Genomic DNA, 23,611 nt, shown 5'->3' with positions numbered 1-23,611 from the left:
GGGCGGCTTTGGCGACCGTTACTGCACCCACAGTGCGGATGCCGAAGCCCGCCGGGACCGTGTTTCCTTCCAGCCCGAAGGCGAGGTCGCTTGATGGATACGACGACGGAATCGCTCGGCGAGCGACAAGCCACCGACCGTTCGATCTACGAAATCAGCCCGGGCTGGTAACCGCCGGCCCGGGGATACGCGCGCGAGAAAGGGAGACAGATGTTGTTGCTGGGCAACGGCGGACGGCAAAAGGGCCGCACCGCCGGCGACGGACTCGGCGAGGTCCAACATTTGGCCGGGCGAGCGTTGTACGACGTCGCGCACGGCCGTTTCGAACGCTCGCTGTCCGGTCTGACCGCCATCGCGGCAATGGTCACGACGGCCGAAATCTACTTCGAGCACTACAAAGCGAGCTTCGGCAACAAATGGATGTGGAGCCCGATCGTCGTGACGCCGCCCGTGGTCGTCGCCGGCATCGGCGGCGTGTTCTCCCGGCGCTGGGCGAAGCTCTGGCTGCCCATCACCGCGGGCATCTACACGGCCAACGGCCTGATGGGCGAATACCTGCACGCGCGCGGGGTCGCGCGCAAACCGGGCGGGTGGAAGAACGCCTCCTACAACGTGCCGATGGGGCCTCCGATCGCGGCGCCGGGATTGATGTGCATGGTCGGCGGGATGGGGCTATTGGCGTCGATCCTGCGCCGCGAACGGTTCCGGGATTAGGGAGCTGGGATTCCCGAGATGGCCAACACCGCACGCCCCGACCACCTGCCCAACCTGCGCCCCGACGGCAAACCACCGCACCCGTCCTGGCTGCCCAAGCAGCGGCGCGGCGTCACGCCGCAGATGATCGGGCGCTACCCCGACTACGACGTGCTCGAGACCGCCGACAACTGGGACGAGGCCACCCGCAAGGTGGTGCTGGCCCGCCTGGAACCGCCTGGGCCGCTGCGGTTTTTCACCCCCGAAGAGGAGCCGTGCCTGCGCGCGTTCTGCGACACGGTGCTCGCGCAGGACGTCGAACCGCGGGTGCCGGCGGCCGAGTCGGTGGACTCCAAGCTCGCCGACGGGCGCCTCGACGGCTACCAGTACGCCGACATGCCCGACGACCGCGACACCTGGCGGCTGGTGCTGCGCGGGCTCGATGAGACGGCGAGGAACCACTACGGCGCAACCTCTTTCGCCGACGCCGATATCACCACCCGCGAGGCGATCATCGACAAATTCTCCCAGGCCGACCTGCAGGGCGGGGCGTGGCAGAGCCTGAACGTCAAGCGGGCATGGTCGGTGTGCATGCGAATGACGTTGTCGGGCTTCTACTCCCACCCGTGGGCGTGGAACGAGATCGGGTTCGGCGGCCCGGCCTACCCGCGCGGCTTCATGCGCCTCGGCGGCGCCACCGGTCCGGCCGCCGCGCGCGAACCATACGAGACCCGGGGCGCCACCGACGAGGACCCGGTGCGAATCGTGAACAACGGGGAGCTGTGATGGGCGACTTCCTGCGGGGCCTGTTCAAGGGTGCGGTCGGACCGAAGGACAACGACTCGCGGTTCCTGCTCGACGTGCACACCCGCGATCTACCGGGCGAAAAGACCATGCGGCGCTACGCCGATGACGACGAGGTCGATTTGGTGGTCGTCGGTGCCGGGGCCGGTGGCTCGGTGCTCGCGCAGCGGCTGGCCCGCGAGGGCTGGCGGGTGGTGATCCTGGAAGCCGGCCCGTTCTGGCATCCCGACGAGGACTGGGTGTCCGACGAGGCCGGATCGCACGCGCTGTACTGGACACAGAAACGCATCATCGGCGGCGATGACCCGATCGAGTTGGGCAAGAACAACTCCGGGCGCGGGGTGGGCGGCTCGATGGTGCACTACGCCGGATACACCCCGCGGTTTCACCCCAGCGACTTCGAGACCTACACCCGCGACGGGGTCGGGGCGGACTGGCCCATCCGCTACGAGGACATCCGCCGCCACTACGAGCAGGTCGAGCTCGAGCTGCCGGTGGCCGGCCAGAATTGGCCCTGGGGCGATCCGCATCGCTATCCCTTTGCGCCGCATCCCATTTCGGGTGCCGCCGCCAAGATCTGGCGGGGGGCGCTCAAGCTCGGCATCGAGATGCGGGTCGGGCCCGTCGGCATCGTCAACGGCACCTTCGGCAATCGCCCGCACTGCATCTACCGCGGCTACTGCCTGCAGGGCTGCAAGGTCAACGCCAAGGCCAGCCCGTACGTCACGCACCTGCCCGACGCGCTGGCCCATGCCGTGGAGATCCGCGCCAACTGTATGGCCTCGCGCGTCGAGCTGGACGAGAGCGGCGCCGCCCGCGGCGTGGTCTACTACGACGAGGTGGGCGGCAAGGAGCGGCTGCAACGCGCCAAAGTGGTTGCCATAGCCGGGTATTCGATCGAGACACCGCGGCTGCTGTTGAACTCGGCCAGCGACCGCTTCCCGAACGGGTTGGGTAACAACGACGACCAGGTCGGACGCTATGTGATGGTTCAGGGCGCCACCCAGTCCGCGGGCCGGTGGTCCGAGGAGGTGCGGATGTACAAGGCGCCGCCCCCGGAGGTGACCTCCGAACAGTTCTACGAGACCGACCAATCCCGTGGCTTCGCCCGCGGCTTCGCCATCCAGACCGTATCGCCGTTGCCCATCGGCTGGGCCGAACACGTGCTGGCCGAGGGGCACTGGGGCCGCGCGATGCGGGAGTACATGCGCGATTACAACCACTGGGCGACCGTTGGCGTGCTCAACGAGCTGCTGCCGCTGCCGGACAATCGCGTGACGCTGGCCTCTGGGGATGAAGCGAAGGACCCCTACGGCATCCCGGTGGCCCGGTTCGACTACACGCTGTGCGACAACGACAAGGCCAACATGGCCTACTCCACCAAGGTGATCGGCGACATCCTGCACGCCGCCGACGCCCAGGACGTGCTCACCATCCAGCGCTTCGCCCACCTGATCGGCGGCGCCCGGATGGGCACCAGCCCGGACAATTCGGTCGTCGACTCCGATCAGCGCGTGTGGGGCGTCCCGAACCTGTTTCTGGCCGATGGCTCGGTGTGTCCCACGCAGGGCTCGGCGAACCCGGCGCTGACCATCATGGCGCTGGCCTCGCGGCTCGCCGAACGGTTGGCCGGCGGGAAGATCGATACCACTGCGGGACGGAGGTCGGAGGCGAGAGCCCGTGGCTGACCGAACGATCGACGTCGAGACGACCTTCGCCCCCCGGGTGCTGCGTGAGTACGCGTTGCTCGCAGACGGCGAGCGCGGCGCACTGATCGGGCCGCAGGGCGACATCGCGTGGATGTGCGCGCCGCACTGGGATTCCGACGCCGTCTTCTCCAATCTCATTGGCGGCGGCGGGGTTTACGCGATCACGCCGACCGACGTCCGGCACGTGTGGGGGGGCTATTACGAGCCGGGCACCCTGATCTGGCGCAACCGCTGGATCACCCGCGACGGCACGGTGGAATGCCGTGAGGCGCTCGCCTTTCCGGGCGATCCCGACCGGGTGGTGCTGCTGCGCCGCCTCACGGTGTGCCGCGGGACGGCGCGGGTGCGGGTGCTGCTGGCGCCGGGCGCGGGGTTCGGCAAACACGGCCTCGGCCAGCCGTCCTGCGAGGACGGCGTGTGGAGCGGCCGCTCGGGCCGGTTGCGCTGGCGGTGGCTGGCCGGCTGCCAGGCCCGCGTCGTCAAGGCCTCGCACGACAGGAGCGAGCTGCTCACCTGCGAGATCACCCTCGAGGACGGCCGGCACCACGACCTGGTGCTGGAGCTGTCCGAACGCGCGCTGCCCGAGCGGCCGCCGGACCCCGACCTGGCCTGGGACGCCACCGCGGCCGCCTGGCAGCGCAGCGTGCCCCGGCTGAACTGCACCATCGCCGCGCGCGACGGCAGCCACTCCTACGCGGTGCTGCGCGGCCTGACCAGCAGCGGGGGCGGCATGGTGGCCGCCGCCACCATGAGCCTGCCCGAACGCGCGCACACCAACCAGAACTACGACTACCGCTACGCCTGGATCCGCGACCAGGTGTACGCCGGCATGGCCGCCGCCGCCGTCGGCACCACCGAACTGCTGGACCGGGCGGTCGAATTCGTCGGCGCCCGGCTGCTCGAGGACGGCCCCAACCTCAAGCCCGCCTACACCGTCACCGGCGGCGCGGTGCCCGGCGAGGAGACGCTCGACCTGCCCGGCTATCCCGGCGGCTCGGACAAGGTCGGCAACTGGGTCAACCAGCAGTTCCAGCTCGACGTCTTCGGTGAGGCGCTGCAGTTGCTGGCCAAGGCGGGTGCCGCCGACCGGCTCGACGCCGAGGGGTGGCGCGCGGTGCAGACCGCCATCCGGGCCATCGAAAAGCGTTGGCGTGAACCGGATGCCGGGGTGTGGGAAATCGAGAACGAGCACTGGACGCAGTCCCGGCTGGCCTGTGTGGCCGGGCTACGCGCCGTCGCCAAGCTGGCCGGCGCCGGGCCAGAGGTCACCGCGTGCGCTTCCCTGGCCGACGCGATCCTGGCCGACACCGCGTCGAGCAGCCTGCACCCGCACGGCTACTGGCAGCGCAGCCCGCGGCTGACGGGGGTGGACGCGTCGTTGCTGCTGCCGCCGGTGCGCGGCGCCGTGCCCGCCGACGACCCCCGCACCCGGTCCACCCTGGACGCCGTTCGCCGCGAACTCACCGAGGACGGGTTCGTCTATCGCTTCCGGCACGACGAGCGCGAGCTCGGCGACGCCGAGGGCGCCTTCCTGCTCTGCGGATTCATGATGGCGCTGGCCGAACACCAACTGGGCCACGGCGATTGCGCCATGCGCTGGTTCGAACGCAACCGCGCCGCGTGCGGCCCGCCGGGGCTGTTCTGCGAGGAGTACGACGTGCGGCAGCGCCAGCTGCGCGGCAACCTGCCCCAGGCATTCGCGCACGCCCTGATGCTCGAATGCACGGCCATCCTCACCGACGACGACGCCCACCATCAGTGACAACTCCGACCGAGCGAAAGGCAGTTCTGCGATGACACAGACAGTGGTGATCACCGGAGCCAGCGCCGGCATCGGCCGCGCCACCGCGAAAGAGTTCGGGCGGCGCGGCGCCAACGTCGCCCTGCTCGCCCGCGGCGCCGCGGGGCTCGACGGCGCCGCCCGCGACGTCGAGGCCGGCGGCGGCAAGGCGCTGGCGATCCCGACCGACGTGGCCGACCACTCGGCCGTCGTCGCCGCCGCCGACGAGGCCGAATCCGCCTTCGGCCCCATCGACGTGTGGGTCAACGTAGCGTTCACCTCGGTGTTCGCGCCGCTGCGCGAGATCAGCGCCGAGGAGTTCAAGCGCGTGACCGAGGTGTCCTACCTCGGCTACGTGCACGGCACCATGGCGGCGCTGGCCAAGATGCGCCCCCGCAACCGCGGCACCATCGTGCAGGTCGGCTCGGCGCTCAGCCAGCGGTCGATCCCGTTGCAGTCGGCCTATTGCGGCGCCAAGCACGCGGTCAACGGGTTCACCGAATCGGTGCGCTGCGAACTGTTCCACGAGGGCTCGAAGGTGCGGATCACCGTCGTGCAGATGCCGGCGGTCAACACCCCGCAGTTCTCCTGGGTGCTGTCCCGGCTGCCCCGCCATCCCCAGCCGGTGCCGCCGATCTACCAGCCCGAGGTCGCTGCGCGGGGCGTCCTGTATGCCGCCGACCATCCGGGCCGAAAGCAGTATTGGGTCGGCGATTCCACCATGGTGACGCTGCTGGGGCAGAAGTTCGTCGCGCCGCTGCTGGACCGCTACCTCGGGCGCACCGGCTACGACTCCCAGCAGACCGAGGAACACGTCGGGCCCGGCCGGCCGCACAACCTGTGGCAGCCGCTGGACGACGAACCGGGCACCGACCACGGCGCGCACGGCCAGTTCGATGACAAGTCGCACGCGCGCAGCCCGCAACTGTGGGCGTCCCAGCATCCCGCCATCAGCGGTACCGGCGCGCTCGGCGCGGCGGGGGTGGGCGCGTGGCTCGCGGCGCGGGCGGGCCGCCGGTGGGCGCGATGACAACCGCGCGCATCGACGCGGCTATCGAAGGGGTCACCGCGCAGGCCTACGAAATCCCCACCGACGCACCGGAAGCCGACGGCACCCTGTCGTGGTCGTCGACCACGCTGGTGCTCGCCGAGGTTGCGGCCGGCGGCCGGCGCGGCATCGGCTACACCTACGCCGACGGCGCGTGCGCCGCGTTGATCACCGGCAAGCTCGCCGGCACGCTCACCGGCCACAGCGCCGTGGACATCCCGGCCCGGTGGCAGTCGATGGTCATCGCGATGCGCAACAACGGGCGGCCCGGGCTGACGTCGTGCGCGATCTCCGCGCTCGACACCGCGCTGTGGGACCTCAAGGGCAAGCTGCTGGAGCTGCCGGTGTGCCGGCTGCTCGGCATGGCGCACCCCGAAGTGCCGATCTACGGCAGCGGCGGCTTCACCACCTACGACGAGCGCACCACGCGTGCCCAACTCGAACGCTGGGTCGGCGAGTGGAAGATCCCGCGGGTGAAGATCAAGATCGGCGAGTCATGGGGCTCCGACGTGGGCCGCGACCTGGATCGAATCGCCTTGGCGCGCAAGGTGATCGGGCCGGACACCGAACTGTATGTCGACGCCAACGGCGGCTACCGCCGCAAGCAGGCCATCCGGGTGGCCCACGCCATGGCCGACCACGGCGTCACCTGGTTCGAAGAACCCGTCTCCTCCGACGACCTGGCCGGCCTGCGGGAGGTGCGCGACCAGGTGAGTCCGGATGTCACCGCCGGCGAGTACGGCTACGACCTGGCCTACTTCAACCGGATGCTCGCCGCCGACGCGGTGGACTGCCTGCAGATCGACGTCACCCGCTGCGGGGGCATCACCGACTGGGTGCGCGCCGCGGCCGTGGCCGCTTCCTACAACGTCGACGTGTCCGGGCACTGCGCTCCCAACCTGCACGCCCACGTCGCCACCACGATCCCGAACCTGCGACACCTGGAGTACTTCCACGACCACCACCGCATCGAGCACCTGCTCTTCGAGGGCGCCCTGTCCCCCGAGGGCGGGGCCCTGCGGCCCGATCAGCACCGCCCGGGCTTCGGGTGCGAGTTCAAACACCGCGACGCCGAGCGGTACCGCGTGGCCTAGGCATGGAGCCGCGCAAAAACGGGAATTGACAAGCCAAGGTTTTCACAACGGGGATTGGGGAATCGCACCATGACGGTGAACTCCAGCGACGACACTGTTGAGCGCCGTGAGCCGGTGGTGACTGACGTCGTCGAGGAAGGCGACCTGAGTGCGGTCGACCTGGTGCTGGGCCTCGGCGAGCCGCAGCGCGTCGGCAGGTTCTGGTTCTACATCGACGGCCATCGCTGGGAGTGGTCGGACGCGGTCGCGCGCATGCACGGCTACAAGCCGGGACAGGTCAAGCCCACCACGGAACTGCTGCTGCAACACAAGCATCCGGACGACCGGGAGCGGGTGGCGGCCGTGCTCGACCGCGTGATGAAGGGCAAGCCGTTCAGCAGCCGGCACCGCATCATCGACACCGCCGGTCGCACCCGGTGCGTCGTCGTCGCCGGCGATCGGATGGTCGACGGCACCGGTGCGCTGGCCGGCACGTCCGGGTTCTACGTCGACGTCACCGACTCCCTGCACTCCGACATCACCAACGTGCTGTCGGCGGTGGCCGATGCCCGCGCGCGCATCGAGCAGGCCAAGGGCGTGCTGATGACCGCGTACGGCATCTCGGCCGAGCGCGCGTTCGACATCCTGGTGTGGCGTTCCCAGGAGGCGAACCTGAAGCTGCGCGACGTCGCGAGCCGCTTCCTGGACGCCGTGGCCAGCAAGGCGTCGGCGGAAACCCAAAGCCAGGTGGACCACGCGCTGCTGACCCTCGGCTAGCGGCGGGACGCTAGGGTCGGCCCGGTGGCGCACCTACTTGGGGCCGAGGCCGTACACCTCGAATATCCGACTCAGGTGGTCTTCGACTCGATCACGCTCGGGGTCAACGACGGCGCCCGCATCGGCATCGTCGGGCGAAACGGCGACGGCAAATCCAGCCTGCTGCGGCTGCTGACCGGTCAGCAACGACCCGACGCCGGGCGGGTCACCCGGCGCAGCGGGTTGCGGGTCGGCGCGCTGAGCCAGGCCGACACCCTGGACCCGGACCGCACCGTGGGCTACACGCTCGTCGGCGAGGCGGCCGAACACCAGTGGGCCGGCGACGCGCGGGTGCGCGACGTGGTCGCCGGGCTGGTCTCCGACATCGCCTGGGAGGCAACGGTTTCCACCCTGTCCGGTGGGCAGCGTCGCCGGGTGCAGCTGGCCCGATTGCTGATCGGCGAATGGGACGTCATCGCGCTCGACGAGCCCACCAACCATCTCGACATCGAGGGCATCACCTGGCTGGCCGGGCATCTGCGGCAACGCTGGGCGCGCAACACCGGCGGGCTGCTGCTGGTGACCCACGACCGCTGGTTCCTCGACGAAGTCGCCACCACGACGTGGGAGGTGCACGACGGAATCGTCGAACCGTTCGACGGCGGCTACGCCGCCTACGTTCTGCAGCGCGTCGAGCGGGACCGGATGGCCGCCGTCGCCGAGGCCAAGCGGCAGAACCTGATGCGCAAGGAGCTGGCATGGCTGCGCCGCGGCGCGCCGGCGCGGACGTCAAAACCCAAGTTCCGGATCGAGGCGGCCAACCAGCTGATCGCCGACGTGCCGCCGCTGCGCAACACCGTCGAACTGGCCAAGCTGGCCACCGCCCGGCTGGGCAAGGACGTGGTCGACCTGCTCGACGTCTCGGTCTCGTTCGGGGGCCGCCCGGTGCTGCGCGATGTCGAGTGGCGGATCGCCCCCGGCGAGCGCACCGGCATCGTCGGGGCCAACGGCGCCGGCAAGTCGACCCTGCTGAGGTTGATCGACGGCACCATCGAGCCGGACGCGGGCCGCGTCAAGCGCGGCAAGACCGTGCGCCTGGCGGTACTCGACCAGCAGGGCGACGCGCTGGCCGCGGTCCGCGGCGACCGGATCGCCGATGTGCTGGGCCGACTGCAGGGCGGCTACCAGGTCGACGGCCGCGAGGTCACCCCGGCGCAGCTGCTGGAGCGACTCGGCTTCGGCGTGCGCGGGTCTCAAGGCCAGCTGTCGGCCCGCGTCGAGGATCTCTCCGGCGGTGAGCGGCGGCGGCTGCAGCTGTTGCTCACCCTGCTTTCCGAGCCCAACGTGTTGCTACTGGACGAGCCGACCAACGACGTCGACACCGACACGCTGGCCGCCATGGAGGATCTGCTGGACTCGTGGGCCGGCACGCTGATCGTCGTCTCGCACGACCGCTATCTGCTGGAGCGGGTCACCGATCAGCAGTACGCGGTGCTCGACGGCCGGTTGCGGCACCTACCCGGCGGCGTCGACGAGTACCTGCGGCTCGCCGGCGAGCGGACCGCCCGGGCCGCCCAGGATTCGCCGCGGCCCGCTTCCCCGCCCGAGGCCCAGGCGATGTCCGGCGCACAACGCCGGGCCGCGGAAAAGGAGGTGGCCGCCCTGGACCGGCAGCTCGCGCGGTTGGCGGATCGGATCGCGGACAAGCACCACGAACTGGCCGCGCACGACCAGTCCGACCACGTCGGCATCACCCGGCTCACCCGGGAGTTGCGCGCGCTCGAGGACGAGGTCGCCGCGACGGAGGGACGCTGGTTGGAGCTCTCCGAGTTGCTCGAGTAAACACTTGGGCCGCAACGGGTTTCGCGAGAGCGTCAGTGCCAGCGCAGCAGCACCAGTTCGGACCCGAAGCCGGGCCCCATCGCGAGCAACAGGCCGGGGCTGGCGGCCGGCGGCGGTTTGGCGATGGTGTCGCGCAGGATGTGCAGCACCGACGCCGACGAGAGGTTGGCCACCTCCCCCAGCGAGCGCCAGGTCAGTTCCTGCGCCTCCGGGGGCAGTTCGAGGCTCTTGGCGATCGCGTCGATCACTTTGGGGCCGCCGGGGTGGGTGACCCAGGCGCCGATGTCGTCCTTCGTCAGCCCGTGCGGCGTGAGGAAGCTGCTCACGTCGTCGGCCAGATAGCGGTCGATGACGTTGGGCAGCTCCGGCGACATCGTCGGTTGCACGCCGTCCGAGCCGATGTTCCAGCCCATGATGTGCAGCGATTCGGGATACAGGCGGCTGCGCGAATCCACGATGTCTGGCCCGGCGGAATTCAATTGCTGGGCGCGACGGTCCCCGGCGGCGACCACGGCGGCGGCGCCGTCGCCGAACATCGCCGTCCCGACCAGTCCCGACACGGTCGGGCGGACCGTCGGAAAGGTGAGCGAACACAGCTCGACCGACACCAGCGCGGCGACGCCGTCCGGGGCACCGCGCAGGTAGTCGTGCAGCCGGCCCACCCCGGCCGCCCCGGCCGCGCAACCCAGGCCGAACAGCGGCATCCGCCGCACGTCCGGGCGCAGGCCCAGCCGCCCGACGATCCGCGCGTCGAGCGACGGCACCGCGATGCCGGTCACCGTCGTCGTGGCGATCATGTCGATGTCCCGCGGTCGCAGCCCGGCCTCGTCGAGCGCGCCCAGCAGCGCTTCACAGCCCAGCTCCACGGCCTTGTCGACGAAGATCTCGTTGGTGGCACCGAAGTCGGTGAGCTCGTGGTAGCGCTCGAGGGGCAGCACCAGGTGGCGGCTGTTGACCTTGGCGGCGGCGTGCAGGCGCCGGACGATCTCTTCGTGCTCGGCCAGCGCGGGGAACTTGACCACCTGGTCGGTGACCTCGCTTTGACTGTAGCGATGCGGCGGCACTGCGCCGAACACACCCGCGATGACGCTCATGATCTGCTCTCTTGGTTGCCGACCAACCTCAATACGGCTCCGCGTAATGCCGGAAGTTTATGCCGTCCCGTAGCGCGGCGCAAAAGTCTTTGGTATTCAACACATGCCTCATTAGGGCGTCGTTCTGTTCGCGTAATCATATCCGCCAGTGGGGAATTCATCACTCGGTGTCTTCCTCGTCCGCCGAGCTCAGCGCCATCGCGATCAATGCGTCCGGGCTCAACGAGTCGATGTCGTCGACACCGGAATGTGCGTCTGCGGCCGACGTTTCCGGTACGCCGGCGAGCAATAAAAGTTTTTCGAGCATTCCCGTTCTTCGGAGCTCGCGCACCGGAATCTTGCGCAGCGTCGACCAAATTCTTTCGTCGTCGGATTCGCCCGCCTCGTCGTGCAGCAGTTGCCGGCGAAGATGATCGGCCAACGCGGCCGGCGTCGGATAATCGAAGATCAGCGTTCGCGACAAAGCCAGTCCGGTATGGCTGGTGAGGCGGTTGCGCAGTTCGACCCCGATCATCGAGTCGAACCCGAGGTCGCCGAACGCGCGGTCGTGGTCGATGGCGTGGCCGCCGGGATGCCCCGAGACGGCCGCCGCGTGCTCGCAGACCAATTCGACCAGCACACGGTGCTGATCGTCGGGGGCCAGTCCGTGCAACCGCTGCGCCAGGTCGGGTGCTCGAGCCGCCGTGGCGGGCGGCGCCGCCCCGGCTCCGCCGGATCCCAGCCAAAAACGTTGCCGTGCAAAGCCGTACGTGGGCAAGTCGATCCGCCGGGCGTTGCGTCCGGCGAACACGGCGGCCCAGTTCGGGTCGAGGCCGCGGGTGAACAGCCGGGCGGCCGCGAACAGCAGCGATTCCGTTTCGGGGTGGTCCTTGGTCATGGTGGGCACCGATACGGCCTGCGGCGTGCTCAGCGATTGGTCGACCGCCGCCGTCAGCGCCGCGCCCGGGCCCAGCTCCACGAAGGTCCCGGCGCCGGCGGCCTCGGCGGCGCGCACCCCCTCGAAGAAGCGCACCGGCTGGCCGATGTGCGCCGCCCAGTACTGCGGCGAGCCGTAGCCGCCGCCCGCGAACTGGCCGGTCAGGTTGGACACCAGCCCGATTCGCGGCTGCCTGGCCTCGATGTCGGCCACCGCCGCGGCAAACTGCGCCACCATGGGCTGCATCAGCGACGAGTGAAACGCGTGCGACACCGCCAGCCGATGCACGCGCCGACCGATCCGGGCCAGCCGGTCCGCCAGCGCTTCGACGGGGGCCTGGGCGCCGGACAGCACCACCGCGTTGGGGCCGTTGACCGCCGCGAGGCTCACCCCGTCGGTCAGCAGCCCGGCGACCTCGGCTTCGCCGGCCTCGACCGCCACCATCACCCCGCCGGCCGGCAGTTGCGCCATCAACCGGCCCCGCGCCGCCACCATGCGCGACGCGTCCGCGAGCGACAGCACCCCGGCCACGCACGCCGCGGCGATCTCACCCACCGAGTGCCCCATCACCACATCCGGTGTCACACCGAAGGATTCCCACAAGGCCGCCAGCGCGAGGCCCAACACGAACAAGGCCGGCTGGGCAAACTCGGTGCTGCGCAACAACTCCGGGTCGTCACCCCACATCACCTCGCGCAGCGGCAGCCGGACGTGCGCGTCCACCGACGCGGCGGCCTCGTCGAACGCGCGGGCGAACGCGTCGAACCGGTCGTACAGTTGCCGACCCATGCCCAACGATTGCGAGCCCTGACCCGGGAACACGAAGGCCGTCGCGCCGGACGAACCCGCCCGGCCCACCGCGACATTCGGCCGTGGCTCCCCCGCGGCGACGGCCGCCAACCCCGCCGTCAGCGCCGCGGCGTCGCGACCCACCACGACCGCGCGGTGCTCGAAGAGTGTCCGGGTGTCGACCAGCGACCAGGCCACGTCGAGGGGGTTCACGCCGGCCCGGTCGGCCACGAAGTCAGACAGCCGCCGGGCCTGGTTAACCAGCGCCCGTTCGGAACGGGCCGACAGCACCCACGGCACAACCCCATCCGTGGCCGCCCGCGAATCCGATGGCGCGGTGTCCCGCTGGGCCGGGGCCTGCTCGACGATCAGGTGGGCGTTGGTGCCGCCCATGCCGAACGAGGACACCCCGGCCCGCCGCGGCCGATCCCCCGACGGCCACGCCGCCAGGGCGGTGTTGACTTGCAGCCCAAGATGATTCAGCCCGGCCTCGGGGTCGGTGTAGTTGAGGCTGGGCGGGATCGCGGCATGTTCGACCGCCAGGGCGGCCTTGAGCAGGCCCGCGATTCCCGCGGCGCTGCCGGCGTGACCGATGTTGGTCTTCACCGAGCCGACCCGCACCGGATCGTGCGCGCGCCCGGCGAAGACCTCGCCCAGCGCCCGGGCTTCGATCGCGTCGCCGACCTTGGTCCCGGTGCCGTGCGCCTCGACGTAGTCGATGTCGCCGATGTCGAGGCCGGCGTCGGCGAGCGCGCGCCGGATCACGTCCGCTTCACTGCGCGCCGACGGGACGGTCTGGGCGGCTCCGCTGTGCCCGGCGTTGCCGACGGCGCCACCGCGAATGACGGCGTGAATGCGGTCGCCGTCGTCCAGGGCGGCCGCCAACGGCTTGAGCAGCACCAGTCCGCCGCCTTCGCCGCGCACGTAGCCGTCGGCGCGACGATCGAAGGCGTAGGTGTGGCCCGACACCGATACCGCACCGAATTCCCGTTCCAGCATGGCGATTTCGTCGGACAGGTTGAGGTGGACGCCGCCCGCGACGGCCATCGTCGACCGCCCGGTGCGCACGCTGTCGCAGCCGAGGTGCACCGCCACCAACGAGGACGACTGACCGGAGTCGACGGTCATGCTGGGTCCGCGCAACCCGAAGGCGTACGACACCCGGTTGGCGATCATCGCCCGGCTGATGCCGGTGAAGGTGTGGTGGTCCAGGTTGTCGGCGAGATCGCGCAGCGTCAGGGCCGCGTAGTCGTCCGTCATCGCCCCGAGGAACACCGAGACCTCTTGTCCCCGTATCTTTTCCGGAACCACGAACGCGTCCTCGAGCAGCTCCCAGGTCAATTCGAGGGCCAGGCGCTGCCGCGGATCCATCGCGGCCGCCTCACGCGGCGACAGGTTGAAGAAGTCCGCGTCGAATTCCCCGGCGTCCCCGCCCAATTGGGCGGCCTCACGCCCGTCACGGATCAGGCGCCAGAACGCGGACGGGTCGGGCGCGCCCGGAAACCTGCAGGCCAGCCCGATGATCGCGACGTCTGTCGGAGGCAAGTCAGGGGCCGACTTCGTCGTCGAGTATGGCGAACAGCTGACTGTCGGTGGCGGTGGAGATGTCGTCGTCGAACGCGTGCTCGGGGTGTTCCAGCAGCGGTGCCGGTGTCGGGCCCGGCACCGTGTCCAGCAGCCCTTCCAGCCGGGCGACCAGTTGCTTCTTGTCGCCGGGACTGAGGTCGGGCTGATTGAGCAGCGCCTGCAGTTCGCGGGTGATCTCCTCGAAGCGGGCCGTCCGGTCGGGCGGGGTGGCGGCCGCCGCGCCGGGGCCGCCGGTGGCGAGCTGGGTGCCGAGGTGTTCGGCAAGCGCGGCCGGTGTGGGGTGATCGAAGATCAACGTGGGCGAAAGGGTAAGTCCGGTAGCGATTTTGAGCCGGTTGCGCAGCTCGACGGCGGTCAGCGAATCGAACCCGAGATCGCCGAACGCGTCGTCGGCGTGGACGTCCGCGGTGCTGTGACCCAATACCGTGGCCGCGTTGCTGCAGACCAGTTCCACCAGTTCGCTGTGCCGCTGCTCGGGCGACATGCCGCCCAGCCGCGCCCGCAGGCCGGTCAGGGACACCATGTCGGTGTGCTCCAGCATCCGGCGAGCCGGGCGGGCGGCCAGCTGGCTGAGCAGTGGCGGCAACGTGGCGCTGTGCTGCCCCAGCGCGCCCCGATCGAGTCTTGTGCCCACCACCATGGGGTGTTCGGCGAGCAACGCGGCGTCCAGCAGTTCCAGCGCTTGCCGGGTGGTCAACGCGCTCAGCCCGGCGCGGCTCATCCTGGCCTTGTCGCGCTCGCCGAGGTGTTGGGTCATCGCGGAGGATTCTTCCCACATTCCCCAGGCGACCGAGAGTCCCGCCAGCCCGTGAGCGTGGCGATGCGCCGCCAGCGCGTCGAGGAAGCTGTTGGCCGCCGCGTAGTTCCCTTGGCCAGGGGCGCCCACGATGCCCGCCATCGACGAAAACGCCACGAACGCCGCCAGATCCAGGTCCCGGGTCAGCTCGTGCAGGTGCCAGGCCCCGTCGACCTTGGCCCGCAGCACGGTGTCCAGGCGCGCCGCCGTCAGGGAGGCGATCACCGCGTCGTCGAGCACGCCCGCGGCGTGGAACACCGACCGCAACGGGTACCGCGCCGGCACCCGGGCCAGCAGGGCCGCGACGGCCGCCCGGTCGCCGACGTCACAGGCGACCACCGACACCGACGCTCCCGCGTCGCGCAGTTCGGCGGCCAGCCCGGCCATGCCGTCGGCGCGATCACCGCTGCGGCTGACCAGCATCACGTGGGGCACCCGGTGCCGCTCGACCAGATGCCGTGCCACCGCCGAACCGGCCATGCCGGTCCCGCCGGTGATCAGCGCGGTGCCGCCGGCCAGCCCGGCGGGCCCGCCCGGCATGGTGAGCACGACCTTGCCGATGTGGCGGGCCTGGCTGACGAACCGGTAGGCGTCGGCGGCGCCGCGCGCATCAAACGCCTTGACGGGCAACGGCACCAGGACGCCGGCCGCGAACAACCTCAGCAATTCCGCCAGCATCTCGGCGATGCGGTCGGGGCCGGCCTCCATCAAATCGAACGCGCGGTACGTCACGCCGGGATGGGCCCGGGCGATGTCGTCCGGGTCGCGCAGATCGGTCTTGCCCATTTCGATGAAGCGACCGCCGGCGCCCAGCAGCCGCAGCGACGCATCGTTGAACTCCCCCGCCAGCGAGTTGAGCACCACGTCGACGCCCCCGGCGAACTGCTGCTCGAAGTCCAGCGTGCGCGAATCCGCGATGTGCGCATCGTCGAATCCCATGGCGCGCAGGGTGTCCCACTTACCGCGGCTGGCGGTCGCGTAGACCTCCGCCCCCCAGTGCCGGGCCAGTTGCACCGCGGCCATGCCCACCCCACCGGTGGCGGCGTGCACCAGCACCCGCTGCCCGGCGCGCAGGCCGGCCAGCACCGACAGCCCGTAATAGGCCGTCAGGAACACCACCGGCACGGCCGCGGCCTGGGCCATCGACCAGCCCCGCGGCACCCGGGTCACCAACCGGCGGTCGACGGCCGCCTCCGAACCGGCCAGCCCGAAGATCCCCATGACCGCGTCCCCGACGGCCAAATCGGCGACGCCGGGGCCGAGTTCGGTGACGATCCCGGCGCCCTCCGCGCCCAGTTGGGCCGCACCCGGGTACATGCCCAGCGCCACCAGCACGTCGCGGAAGTTCACCCCGGCCGCGGCCACCGCCACCCGCACCTGGCCGGGCTCCAGTCGCGCGGGCGGATACTCCTGGACGGCGAGATCTTCGAGCGTCCCGGCGTCGCCGGCGGCCAGCCGCCACACCGCCGGCGGGTCGGGCAGCTGCAGCAGGGGCCGCCGGTCGGCCGGTTTCAGCCGGGCGCTGTAGGCCACCCCGTCGCGCACCACGACTTGTGGCTCGCCGCAACCGATCACGGCGGCGACATCGAGCGTTCCGTCGGTATCGACCAGCACCACGCGACCGGGGTGTTCGGCCTGCGCCGACCGCGTCAACCCCCACACCGCCGCACCGGCCAGGTCCGTCACGTCCTCGGCCGCCAGTCCGACCGCGCCGCGGGTCTGCACCACCAGGACCCCGGCCGCCTCACCGGCCAGCCGACTTTGCAGCGCACCCAGGGCCTCGTGCGTCGCCGCATACACCGACGCCACCGCGCCGGCATCCGCCGCCGGTGGCTCCCAGACGGTGAAGTCCGCCCCGATCCCGTTGCCCGGCAACGACATCGGCGACCACACCACGTCGAGCAGCTCACCGCTTCCCGAACGGGCGGCCACCGCCGCCGTCAACTGGTCGGCCGAGACGGCGCGCGTGACCAGCTCGCGCACCGACAGGACCGGTAGGCCGGACGAATCGGCCAGCTCGATCGAGACGGCACCGGGACCGGCCGGCGCCAGCCTGACCCGCACCCGCGACGCGCCGGCCGCGTACAGGCTCACGCCCTGCCACGAGAACGGTAAGACGGTCTCGATCCGCTCGTTGGCCACCCCCAGCGCGTGCAGCGCCGCGTCCAGGACCACCGGATGGATGCCGAGGCCGGCGGTCGAGACGCCGGCCTGCTGCGGGAGCTCGACCTCGGCGAAAATCTCGGCGCCCCTTCGCCAGACGGCGCGCAGCCCCTGAAACGCCGGTCCGTAGCCATAACCGCGGGCCGCCAGGCCCTCGTAGGCGCCGGTCACGTCCACTCCGTCCGCGCCCGGCGGCGGCCACATTGACAGGTCGGCGGCCGGTTCCCGCGTCGCGCCGTCGCTGAGCACGCCTTCGGCGTGCAGCACCCAATCACCTTGCGCGGCGCGGGAATACACGGCGACCGAGCGGGTGCCCGCCTCGGCGGCCGCGGTCACCACGACCTGCAGGTGTACCACGCCGGCCGCCGGCGGCGACGGAACCACCAGTGGCGCCGACAGAGTGAGCTCTTGGACCAGCGAGCAGCCGACCTCGTCGCCGGCCCGCAACGCCAACTCCACGAAGCCGGCCCCGGGAAACAGCACGGTGCCGGCGACCGCGTGGTCGGCCAGCCATGGCTGGGCGGCTACCGAAAGCCGGCCCGTCAACACCACACCACCGGAGTCCGGGCGATCGACCACCGCGCCCAGCAACGCGTGCTCGGCCTCGGTGAGACCGAGGCTGGCGATGTTGGCCGACCCCACCGAATCGCCGGACAGCCAAAACCGGCGGCGCACAAAGGCATAGGTGGGCAGCTCGACACGCCGGGGATGCAGATCGGCGAAGGCCGCCGCCCATTGCACGTCGGCGCCGGCCGTGAAGAGCTCCCCCGCCGCCCGCAACAGCGAGTCGATCTCCGGGCGGCCTTTGGCCATCGTGACCACCGTGGACGCCCGGTCGGCGGTCAGGGACTGTTCCACCGCGGACGTCAACGCCACGCCCGGCCCCACCTCCAGGAACACCCCGGCAGCCAGGGATTCCGCCAGCCGCACGCCGTCGACGAACCGCACCGGCCGGCGCACGTGGTCCACCCAGTACGCGACCGAGCCATAGCCGGGGCCGGCCAGTTGCCCGGTCAGGTTGGACACCAGGGCGATTCGCGGCTCGGCCGCCGAGACCCCGGCCGCCACCGCCGCGAAGTCGTCCAACATGGGTTCCATCAACGGCGAGTGAAACGCGTGCGAGACCGCCAGCCGGTGCACCCGCGCGCCACCGGCGGCCAACCGGTCGGCGACCGCCCCCACCGCGGCCTGCTCACCGGAGAGCACCAGCGAACGCGGGCCGTTGACCGCCGCGATGCTCACGGCGCCGTTCAGCAGGGGGGCCACCTCGTCCTCGGTCGCGGCCACGGCGATCATCACCCCGCCGGCCGGCAGCGCGGCCATCAGGCGACCGCGCGCCGCCACCAGCCGGGCCGCGTCGGGCAGCGAGATCGCCCCGGCCACGCACGCCGCGGCGATCTCGCCCACCGAGTGGCCGATCACCACATCCGGTGTGACGCCGAACGACTGCCACAGCGCGGCCAACGTGATCTCCACCACGAACAGTGCCGGCTGGGCGAATTCGGTGCTCTGCAACAACTGCGGGTCGGTGCCCCAGATCACCTCGCGCAGCGGCAGCCGCGTGTGCGCGTCCACCGCCGCGATGGCCTCATCGAAGGCCTGCGCGAACACCGGAAAGCGTTGGTACAGTTCGGCGCCCATGCCAAGCGACTGGGAGCCCTGCCCCGGAAACACGAACACTCGCTTGCCCACCGACCGGGTCCGGCCGACCAGCACGGCCGGATCGGGGCGCCCGGCCGCCAAACCCGCCAACCCCGCGCTCAGGGCGGCCCGGTCGGCGCCGATCAGCACCGCGCGATGCTCGAAGGCCGCCCGGGTGGTCGCCAGCGACCAGCCCACGTCCACCGCCCGCGGGCCCGCCTCGACGTTCAGCCGGTCCAGCAAGCGTTGCGCTTGACCCGTCAGCGCCTCGGGCGAGCGGGCCGAAAGCACCCATGGCACAACCGAATCGGGCGTCTCCAGAACCGGCTCGGTATCCTCGTCGAGGGTCGCGGGGGGCTGCTCCACGATGACGTGCGCGTTGGTGCCGCTGATCCCGAACGACGAGACGCCCGCCCGCCGTATCCCGCCGTGGTCGGGCCACGGCTGCGGATCGGTCAGCAGCGAGACCGCGCCGGCGGACCAATCCACGTGCGGCGACGGGATGTCCACGTGCAGCGTCTTGGGCAGCACCCCGTGCCGGATCGCCTGAATCATCTTGATCACCCCGGCCACCCCGGCCGCGGCCGAGGTGTGGCCGATGTTGGATTTGATCGACCCCAGCCACAGCGGGCGGTCCGCGGCGCGATCCTGCCCGTACGTCGCCAGCAGCGCCTGGGCCTCGATGGGGTCGCCGAGCACCGTCCCGGTCCCATGGCCCTCAACCACATCCACGTCCGCGGCCGTCAACCCGGCGTTGGCCAGCGCCGCCCGGATGACGCGCTGCTGCGACGGCCCGTTGGGGGCGGTCAGACCGTTGGACGCACCGTCCTGATTGACCGCGGTACCGCGCAGCACCGCCAGCACCGGATGCCCCAGCCGCCGGGCGTCAGCCAACCGCTCCAGCACCAGGACGCCGGCGCCTTCCGACCACGAAGTCCCGTCCGCCGCACCGGCATACACCTTGCAGCGACCGTCGGGGGCCAGCGCACGCTGGCGGCTGAACTCGACAAAGGCCGCGGGGGTGGCCATCACGGTCACGCCACCGGCCAGCGCCAGATCGCACTCCCCGGACCGCAGTGACTGCGCGGCCAGATGCATGGAGACCAACGACGACGAGCACGCGGTATCCACCGACACCGCGGGGCCCTCCAGGCCCAACACGTAGGACACCCGGCCCGAGGTCACGCTCAGCGTCGAGCCGGTGAGCCCGTAGCCCTCCAGCTCGCCCTTGACCTCCCCGCCATAGCCGGCGTGGATGACGCCCGCGAAGACCCCGGTCGCCGAGCCGCGCAGCGTGAAGGGGTCAATCCCGGCCCGCTCCAACGCCTCCCAGCAGATCTCGAGCATCATCCGCTGCTGGGGGTCCATGGCCAGCGCCTCGCTGGGCCCGATGCCGAAGAAACCGGCGTCGAAATCGCCCGCGTCCGCCAGGAAACTGCCCTGCCGGGTGTACATCTTTCCCTTGGTGTCGGGGTCGGGGTCGTACAACCCCTCGACGTCCCAGCCGCGGTCGGCCGGGAAGTCCGACACCGTGTCGCGGCCCTGAATCACCAATTCCCACAAGTCTTCCGGCGATTCGACTCCACCGGCGTAACGACACGCCATGCCCACCACCGCAACGGGCTCGGAGAGCCGGCCCTCCAGTTCCGCGACGCGCCGCCGGGTCCGCCTGAGATCCGCGGTGAGGCGTTTCAGGTAGTCGACGTGCTGCGAGGTGCCCGGCATCGCTGCTCCTTGCGGCGGGGGGTCAGCGGCCGAGTTCTTCATCGAGGATCGCAAAGAGTTGGCTTTCGGTGGCGGCGTCGAGGTCGTCGTCGAGGTGTTCGGCGTCGGAAGGCCGGCTCGGCGCAACCGCGGCCAGCAGGTTGTGAATGCGGGCCCGCAGCACCGACTTGTCGTCGGCGTTCCAGTTGGGCGCGCCGAGCAGCGCCTGCAGTTCGCGGATGATGTCGTTGAAGCGACCCATCAGGTTCGGCGGTTCACCATCACCGGCGTCACCGGCCAGTTGAGTGTCGAGATGCGCGGCCAGCGCGACGGGTGTCGGGTAGTCGAAGATCAGCGTCGGCGAAAGGGTAAGGCCGGTGGCGTTTTTGAGGCGGTTCCGCAGTTCGACGGCGGTCAGCGAATCGAAGCCGAGCTCGCCGAAGGCGCTGCTGGAGTTGATGTCCGCCGGATTGGGCACCCCGAGCACCATCGCCGCGTTGGCGCAGACCAGGTCGACCAGCTCGCGGTGGCGCGCCTCGGGGCTCAGCCCGTGCAGGCGCGCCGAAAGCCCCGCCGTCGACGCGGTGACGTCGGTGTCGTCGATGACGCGCCGGGTCGGGCCGGCGACGAGCTCGGACAGCAGCGGGGGCAACGCGGCGATGTTGTCGGACAGCGCGGCGCGGTCCACCCGCGCGGCCACCAGCACCGCAGCGTCCACCAGCATCGCGGCGTCGAACGCGGCCAGCGCCTGCTCGGTGGACAGCGGCGCCAGCCCGATCCTGCTCATCCGCGCCTTGTCGCGCTCGCCGAGGTGCGCGGTCATCGCCGACGCCTGCTCCCACAGGCCCCAGGCCAGCGACAGGCCGGGCAATCCGTGGGCCCGCCGGTAGGCGGCCAGCCCGTCGAGGAAGCTGTTGGCCGCCGCGTAGTTCGCCTGACCCGGGGTCCCCACGATCCCGGCCATCGACGAGAACACCACGAACGCCGAGAGATCCAGGTGCCGGGTGAGCTCGTGCAGGTTCCACGCCCCGTCCACCTTGGCGCGCAGCACCGCGTCCACCCGATCCGGGGTCAGCGATGAGATCAGCCCGTCGTCGAGAATCCCTGCGGCATGGACGATTCCGCGCAGCGGATACTGCGCCGGTATCCCGGCCAGCATCCGTGCGGCGGCCTCCGGGTCGGCGACGTCGCAGGCCACCACCGACACCCGCGCGCCGCAGCGCTGCAGGTCGGACACCAGCTCGGCGACCCCGGGCCCCCGGTCGCCGGTCCGGCTGACCAGCACCACGTGGGCCACCCGGTAGCGCTCGACGAGGTGGCGGGCCAGCGCGGAACCGGCCATGCCGGTGCCGCCGGTGATCACCACGCTGGCCCCGGCCAGGCCACCGCCGCAGCCGCTGAGCACCTCACCGGGACCCGACGGGACGGTCAGCGCGACCTTGCCGATGTGGCGCGCCTGGCTGAGGTACCGATAGGCCGTCGCGGCGCAGCGGACATCAAACGTCTTGAGCGGCAACGGTGTCACGATTCCGTCCGCCAGCAGTTCGGTGATCTCGGCCAGCATGGCCGCGGTGCGGTCGGGACCGGCCTCCATCAGGTCGAACGCCCGGTACACCGCACCCCGGTGCTGATCGGCGACGACGCGCGGATCCCGCACGTCGGTCTTGCCCATCTCGATGAAACGACCGCCGGGAGCCAGCAGCCGCAACGACGCGTCGGTGAACTCGCCGGCCAGGGAGTTGAGCACGACGTCGAAGCCGGCACCGTCGGTCGAGGACGCGAACGTCTTCTCGAACTCCGTCGTGCGCGAATCGCCGATGTGGTCGTCGTCAAATCCCATCGCGCGCAGGGTGTCCCACTTGCCGCGGCTGGCGGTGACGAACACCTCGGCGCCCCAATGCCGCGCCAGCTGCACCGCGGCCATGCCCACCCCGCCGGTGGCGGTGTGCACCAGCACCCGCTCACCGGCGCGCAGCCCGCCCAGCACCGACAGCCCGTACAGCGCGGTCAGGAACACCACCGGCACGCCCGCGGCCTCGACCAGCGACAGCCCCGGCGGCACCGGCGTCACCACGCGCTGATCCACCACCGCTTCCGACCCGACGACCCCGAGCAACCCCATCACCGCGTCTCCGACGGCCAGGCCGGTCACGTCGGGGCCCACCTCGACGACGACGCCGGAGCCCTCGGCACCCAGCCGGCCTCCGCCCGGATACATTCCCAGGGCCACCAGGACGTCGCGGAAGTTGACCCCGACCGCGGCCACCGCGACCCGCACCTGCCCGGCGGTCAATTCCGGGTGCGGGCAACGGCTTACGACCAGGTCCTCGAGGGTACCCTCGCCGCCGGCGTCCAATCGCCAACCCGCGGAGGGCAACTCGACCGCGGAACCGGCGCGCACCGGCCGCAATCGCGCCGCATAGGCGACGCCCTGGCGAACCACCACTTGCGGCTCGCCGCAACCGATCACCGCGCTGACATCGACCGAGCCGTCGGAGTCGATCAGGACCACCCGGCCCGGCTGCTCCGCCTGCGCCGAGCGCACCAGGCCCCACACCGCCGCCCCGGCCAGGTCCGAAACATCCTCGCCGGCAAGGGCGACCGCGCCGCGGGTCTGCACGGCCAGCACCCCGGCGTTCTCGTCGCGCAACTCCGACTGCAGGACCGCCAAGATCTCGGCGGTCGCGGCGTGCACGGACTTCACCACGTCGCCGCCGTGATCGCCCGGCTCCCACAGCGTCACGGCGACGCCACCGGAGCCCAACGCGACCGGCGACCAGGTGACGTCGAGCAGGCCCCCGCCGAGCGGTCGGCGGGCGGGGGCCGCCGCCGTCAGCTGCCCCGGCGCGACCGGCCGCATCGCCAACGACCGCACCGAGAGCACCGGCAGCCCCGCCCCGTCGGCCAATTCCACCGAGACGGCGCCGGCGCCGGCCGGTGCGATCCGGACCCGCGCCCGCGACGCACCCGACGCGTGTAGCGACACGCCCTGCCAAGAGAACGGCAGCACGGTGTCGTCGTTCCCGGCGGCGAGGCCGAGCGCGTGCAGCGCGGCGACGAGATCTTCGCCGAGGTCGCCGTGCCCGACGATGCCGCCGCCCCCGACGGCGGCTTCGGAATACATCCGGTGCTGTTGGATGCCGCGCTGCACGCGCTCGGCCTCGCCGCCGGGAACGACGACACCGTGCTGCCGTTCTCTTGGCAGGGCGTGTCGCT

General features: G+C 71.2%; 12 protein-coding genes and 1 pseudogene. 9 read left to right on the top strand and 4 right to left on the bottom strand.

Features of this window, described 5'->3' with window-relative positions; genetic code table 11:
- The first annotated feature begins 210 nt into the window (after positions 1 to 210).
- The 8 genes from A5659_RS21255 to A5659_RS21220 all read left to right on the top strand — a co-directional run bounded on the left by A5659_RS21255 (position 211) and on the right by A5659_RS21220 (position 9,705).
- Positions 211 to 714, top strand: coding sequence for a hypothetical protein (locus A5659_RS21255; RefSeq protein ID WP_066882235.1), 504 nt, complete (start codon positions 211 to 213; stop codon positions 712 to 714).
- A gap of 18 nt (positions 715 to 732) precedes the next feature.
- Complete coding sequence (locus tag A5659_RS21250) at positions 733 to 1,479, top strand: gluconate 2-dehydrogenase subunit 3 family protein (RefSeq protein WP_066882237.1); 747 nt, start codon at positions 733 to 735, stop codon at positions 1,477 to 1,479.
- A complete protein-coding gene (locus A5659_RS21245; RefSeq protein ID WP_067184068.1) occupies positions 1,479 to 3,185 on the top strand; it encodes a GMC family oxidoreductase in 1,707 nt (568 codons plus the stop codon). The genes A5659_RS21250 and A5659_RS21245 overlap by 1 nt, the downstream gene beginning before the upstream one ends.
- Entirely contained in the window at positions 3,178 to 4,968 is a 1,791-nt protein-coding gene (locus A5659_RS21240; protein ID WP_067184064.1) for a glycoside hydrolase family 15 protein, read from the top strand. Before A5659_RS21245 ends, A5659_RS21240 begins: the two co-directional genes overlap by 8 nt.
- Positions 4,969 to 4,999: 31 nt before the next feature.
- Positions 5,000 to 6,016, top strand: a complete 1,017-nt coding sequence (locus A5659_RS21235; RefSeq protein WP_067184060.1) for an SDR family oxidoreductase — start codon at positions 5,000 to 5,002, stop codon at positions 6,014 to 6,016.
- Positions 6,013 to 7,128, top strand: a complete 1,116-nt coding sequence (locus tag A5659_RS21230) for an enolase C-terminal domain-like protein (RefSeq protein WP_156749110.1) — start codon at positions 6,013 to 6,015, stop codon at positions 7,126 to 7,128. Before A5659_RS21235 ends, A5659_RS21230 begins: the two co-directional genes overlap by 4 nt.
- Before the next feature lie 69 nt (positions 7,129 to 7,197).
- The gene (locus A5659_RS21225) at positions 7,198 to 7,884 is read left to right on the top strand and encodes a PAS and ANTAR domain-containing protein (RefSeq protein WP_066870497.1); all 687 of its coding nucleotides are present in this window, start codon (positions 7,198 to 7,200) and stop codon (positions 7,882 to 7,884) included.
- Positions 7,885 to 7,908: 24 nt separating this feature from the next.
- A complete protein-coding gene (locus A5659_RS21220) occupies positions 7,909 to 9,705 on the top strand; it encodes an ABC-F family ATP-binding cassette domain-containing protein (protein WP_066882245.1) in 1,797 nt (598 codons plus the stop codon).
- Between the two features lie 32 nt (positions 9,706 to 9,737).
- Here A5659_RS21220 and A5659_RS21215 read toward each other — a convergent pair whose 3' ends face one another.
- The 4 genes and pseudogenes from A5659_RS21215 to A5659_RS21200 form a co-directional block, all read right to left on the bottom strand.
- Positions 9,738 to 10,799, bottom strand: coding sequence for a type III polyketide synthase (locus A5659_RS21215; RefSeq protein WP_066882247.1), 1,062 nt, complete (start codon positions 10,797 to 10,799; stop codon positions 9,738 to 9,740).
- A gap of 160 nt (positions 10,800 to 10,959) precedes the next feature.
- Positions 10,960 to 14,049 (bottom strand): type I polyketide synthase, encoded by a 3,090-nt coding sequence (locus tag A5659_RS21210; RefSeq protein WP_067184058.1) that lies wholly within the window; start codon positions 14,047 to 14,049, stop codon positions 10,960 to 10,962.
- Position 14,050: 1 nt separating this feature from the next.
- Entirely contained in the window at positions 14,051 to 20,416 is a 6,366-nt protein-coding gene (locus tag A5659_RS21205; protein WP_369829393.1) for an SDR family NAD(P)-dependent oxidoreductase, read from the bottom strand.
- 22 nt (positions 20,417 to 20,438) lie between these two features.
- Positions 20,439 to 23,456, bottom strand: a pseudogene (locus A5659_RS21200) (SDR family NAD(P)-dependent oxidoreductase); the annotation flags it as partial.
- On the opposite strand from A5659_RS21200, the gene A5659_RS29020 reads away from it, so the two are divergent.
- The coding region (locus tag A5659_RS29020; protein WP_369829394.1) for a polyketide synthase dehydratase domain-containing protein at positions 23,439 to 23,611 on the top strand (173 nt) is incomplete at its 3' end. The pseudogene A5659_RS21200 and the gene A5659_RS29020 sit on opposite strands and share 18 nt — an antisense overlap.

The organism is Mycobacterium sp. 1165196.3, assembly GCF_001673415.1.
Classification (GTDB): domain Bacteria; phylum Actinomycetota; class Actinomycetes; order Mycobacteriales; family Mycobacteriaceae; genus Mycobacterium; species Mycobacterium europaeum_A.
Note: the sequence above shows the minus strand (reverse complement) of the source record. Positions and strands in the feature narration are given on the sequence as shown.

Bases quoted from the DNA above. Each gene is read 5' to 3' on its own strand.
- A5659_RS21255 (WP_066882235.1), top strand. From the start codon at position 211: ATGTTGTTGCTGGGCAACGGCGGACGGCAAAAGGGCCGCACCGCCGGC.
- A5659_RS21250 (WP_066882237.1), top strand. From the start codon at position 733: ATGGCCAACACCGCACGCCCCGACCACCTGCCCAACCTGCGCCCCGAC.
- A5659_RS21245 (WP_067184068.1), top strand. From the start codon at position 1,479: ATGGGCGACTTCCTGCGGGGCCTGTTCAAGGGTGCGGTCGGACCGAAG.
- A5659_RS21235 (WP_067184060.1), top strand. From the start codon at position 5,000: ATGACACAGACAGTGGTGATCACCGGAGCCAGCGCCGGCATCGGCCGC.
- A5659_RS21230 (WP_156749110.1), top strand. From the start codon at position 6,013: ATGACAACCGCGCGCATCGACGCGGCTATCGAAGGGGTCACCGCGCAG.
- A5659_RS21225 (WP_066870497.1), top strand. From the start codon at position 7,198: ATGACGGTGAACTCCAGCGACGACACTGTTGAGCGCCGTGAGCCGGTG.
- A5659_RS21215 (WP_066882247.1), bottom strand. From the start codon at position 10,799: ATGAGCGTCATCGCGGGTGTGTTCGGCGCAGTGCCGCCGCATCGCTAC.
- A5659_RS21205 (WP_369829393.1), bottom strand. From the start codon at position 20,416: ATGCCGGGCACCTCGCAGCACGTCGACTACCTGAAACGCCTCACCGCG.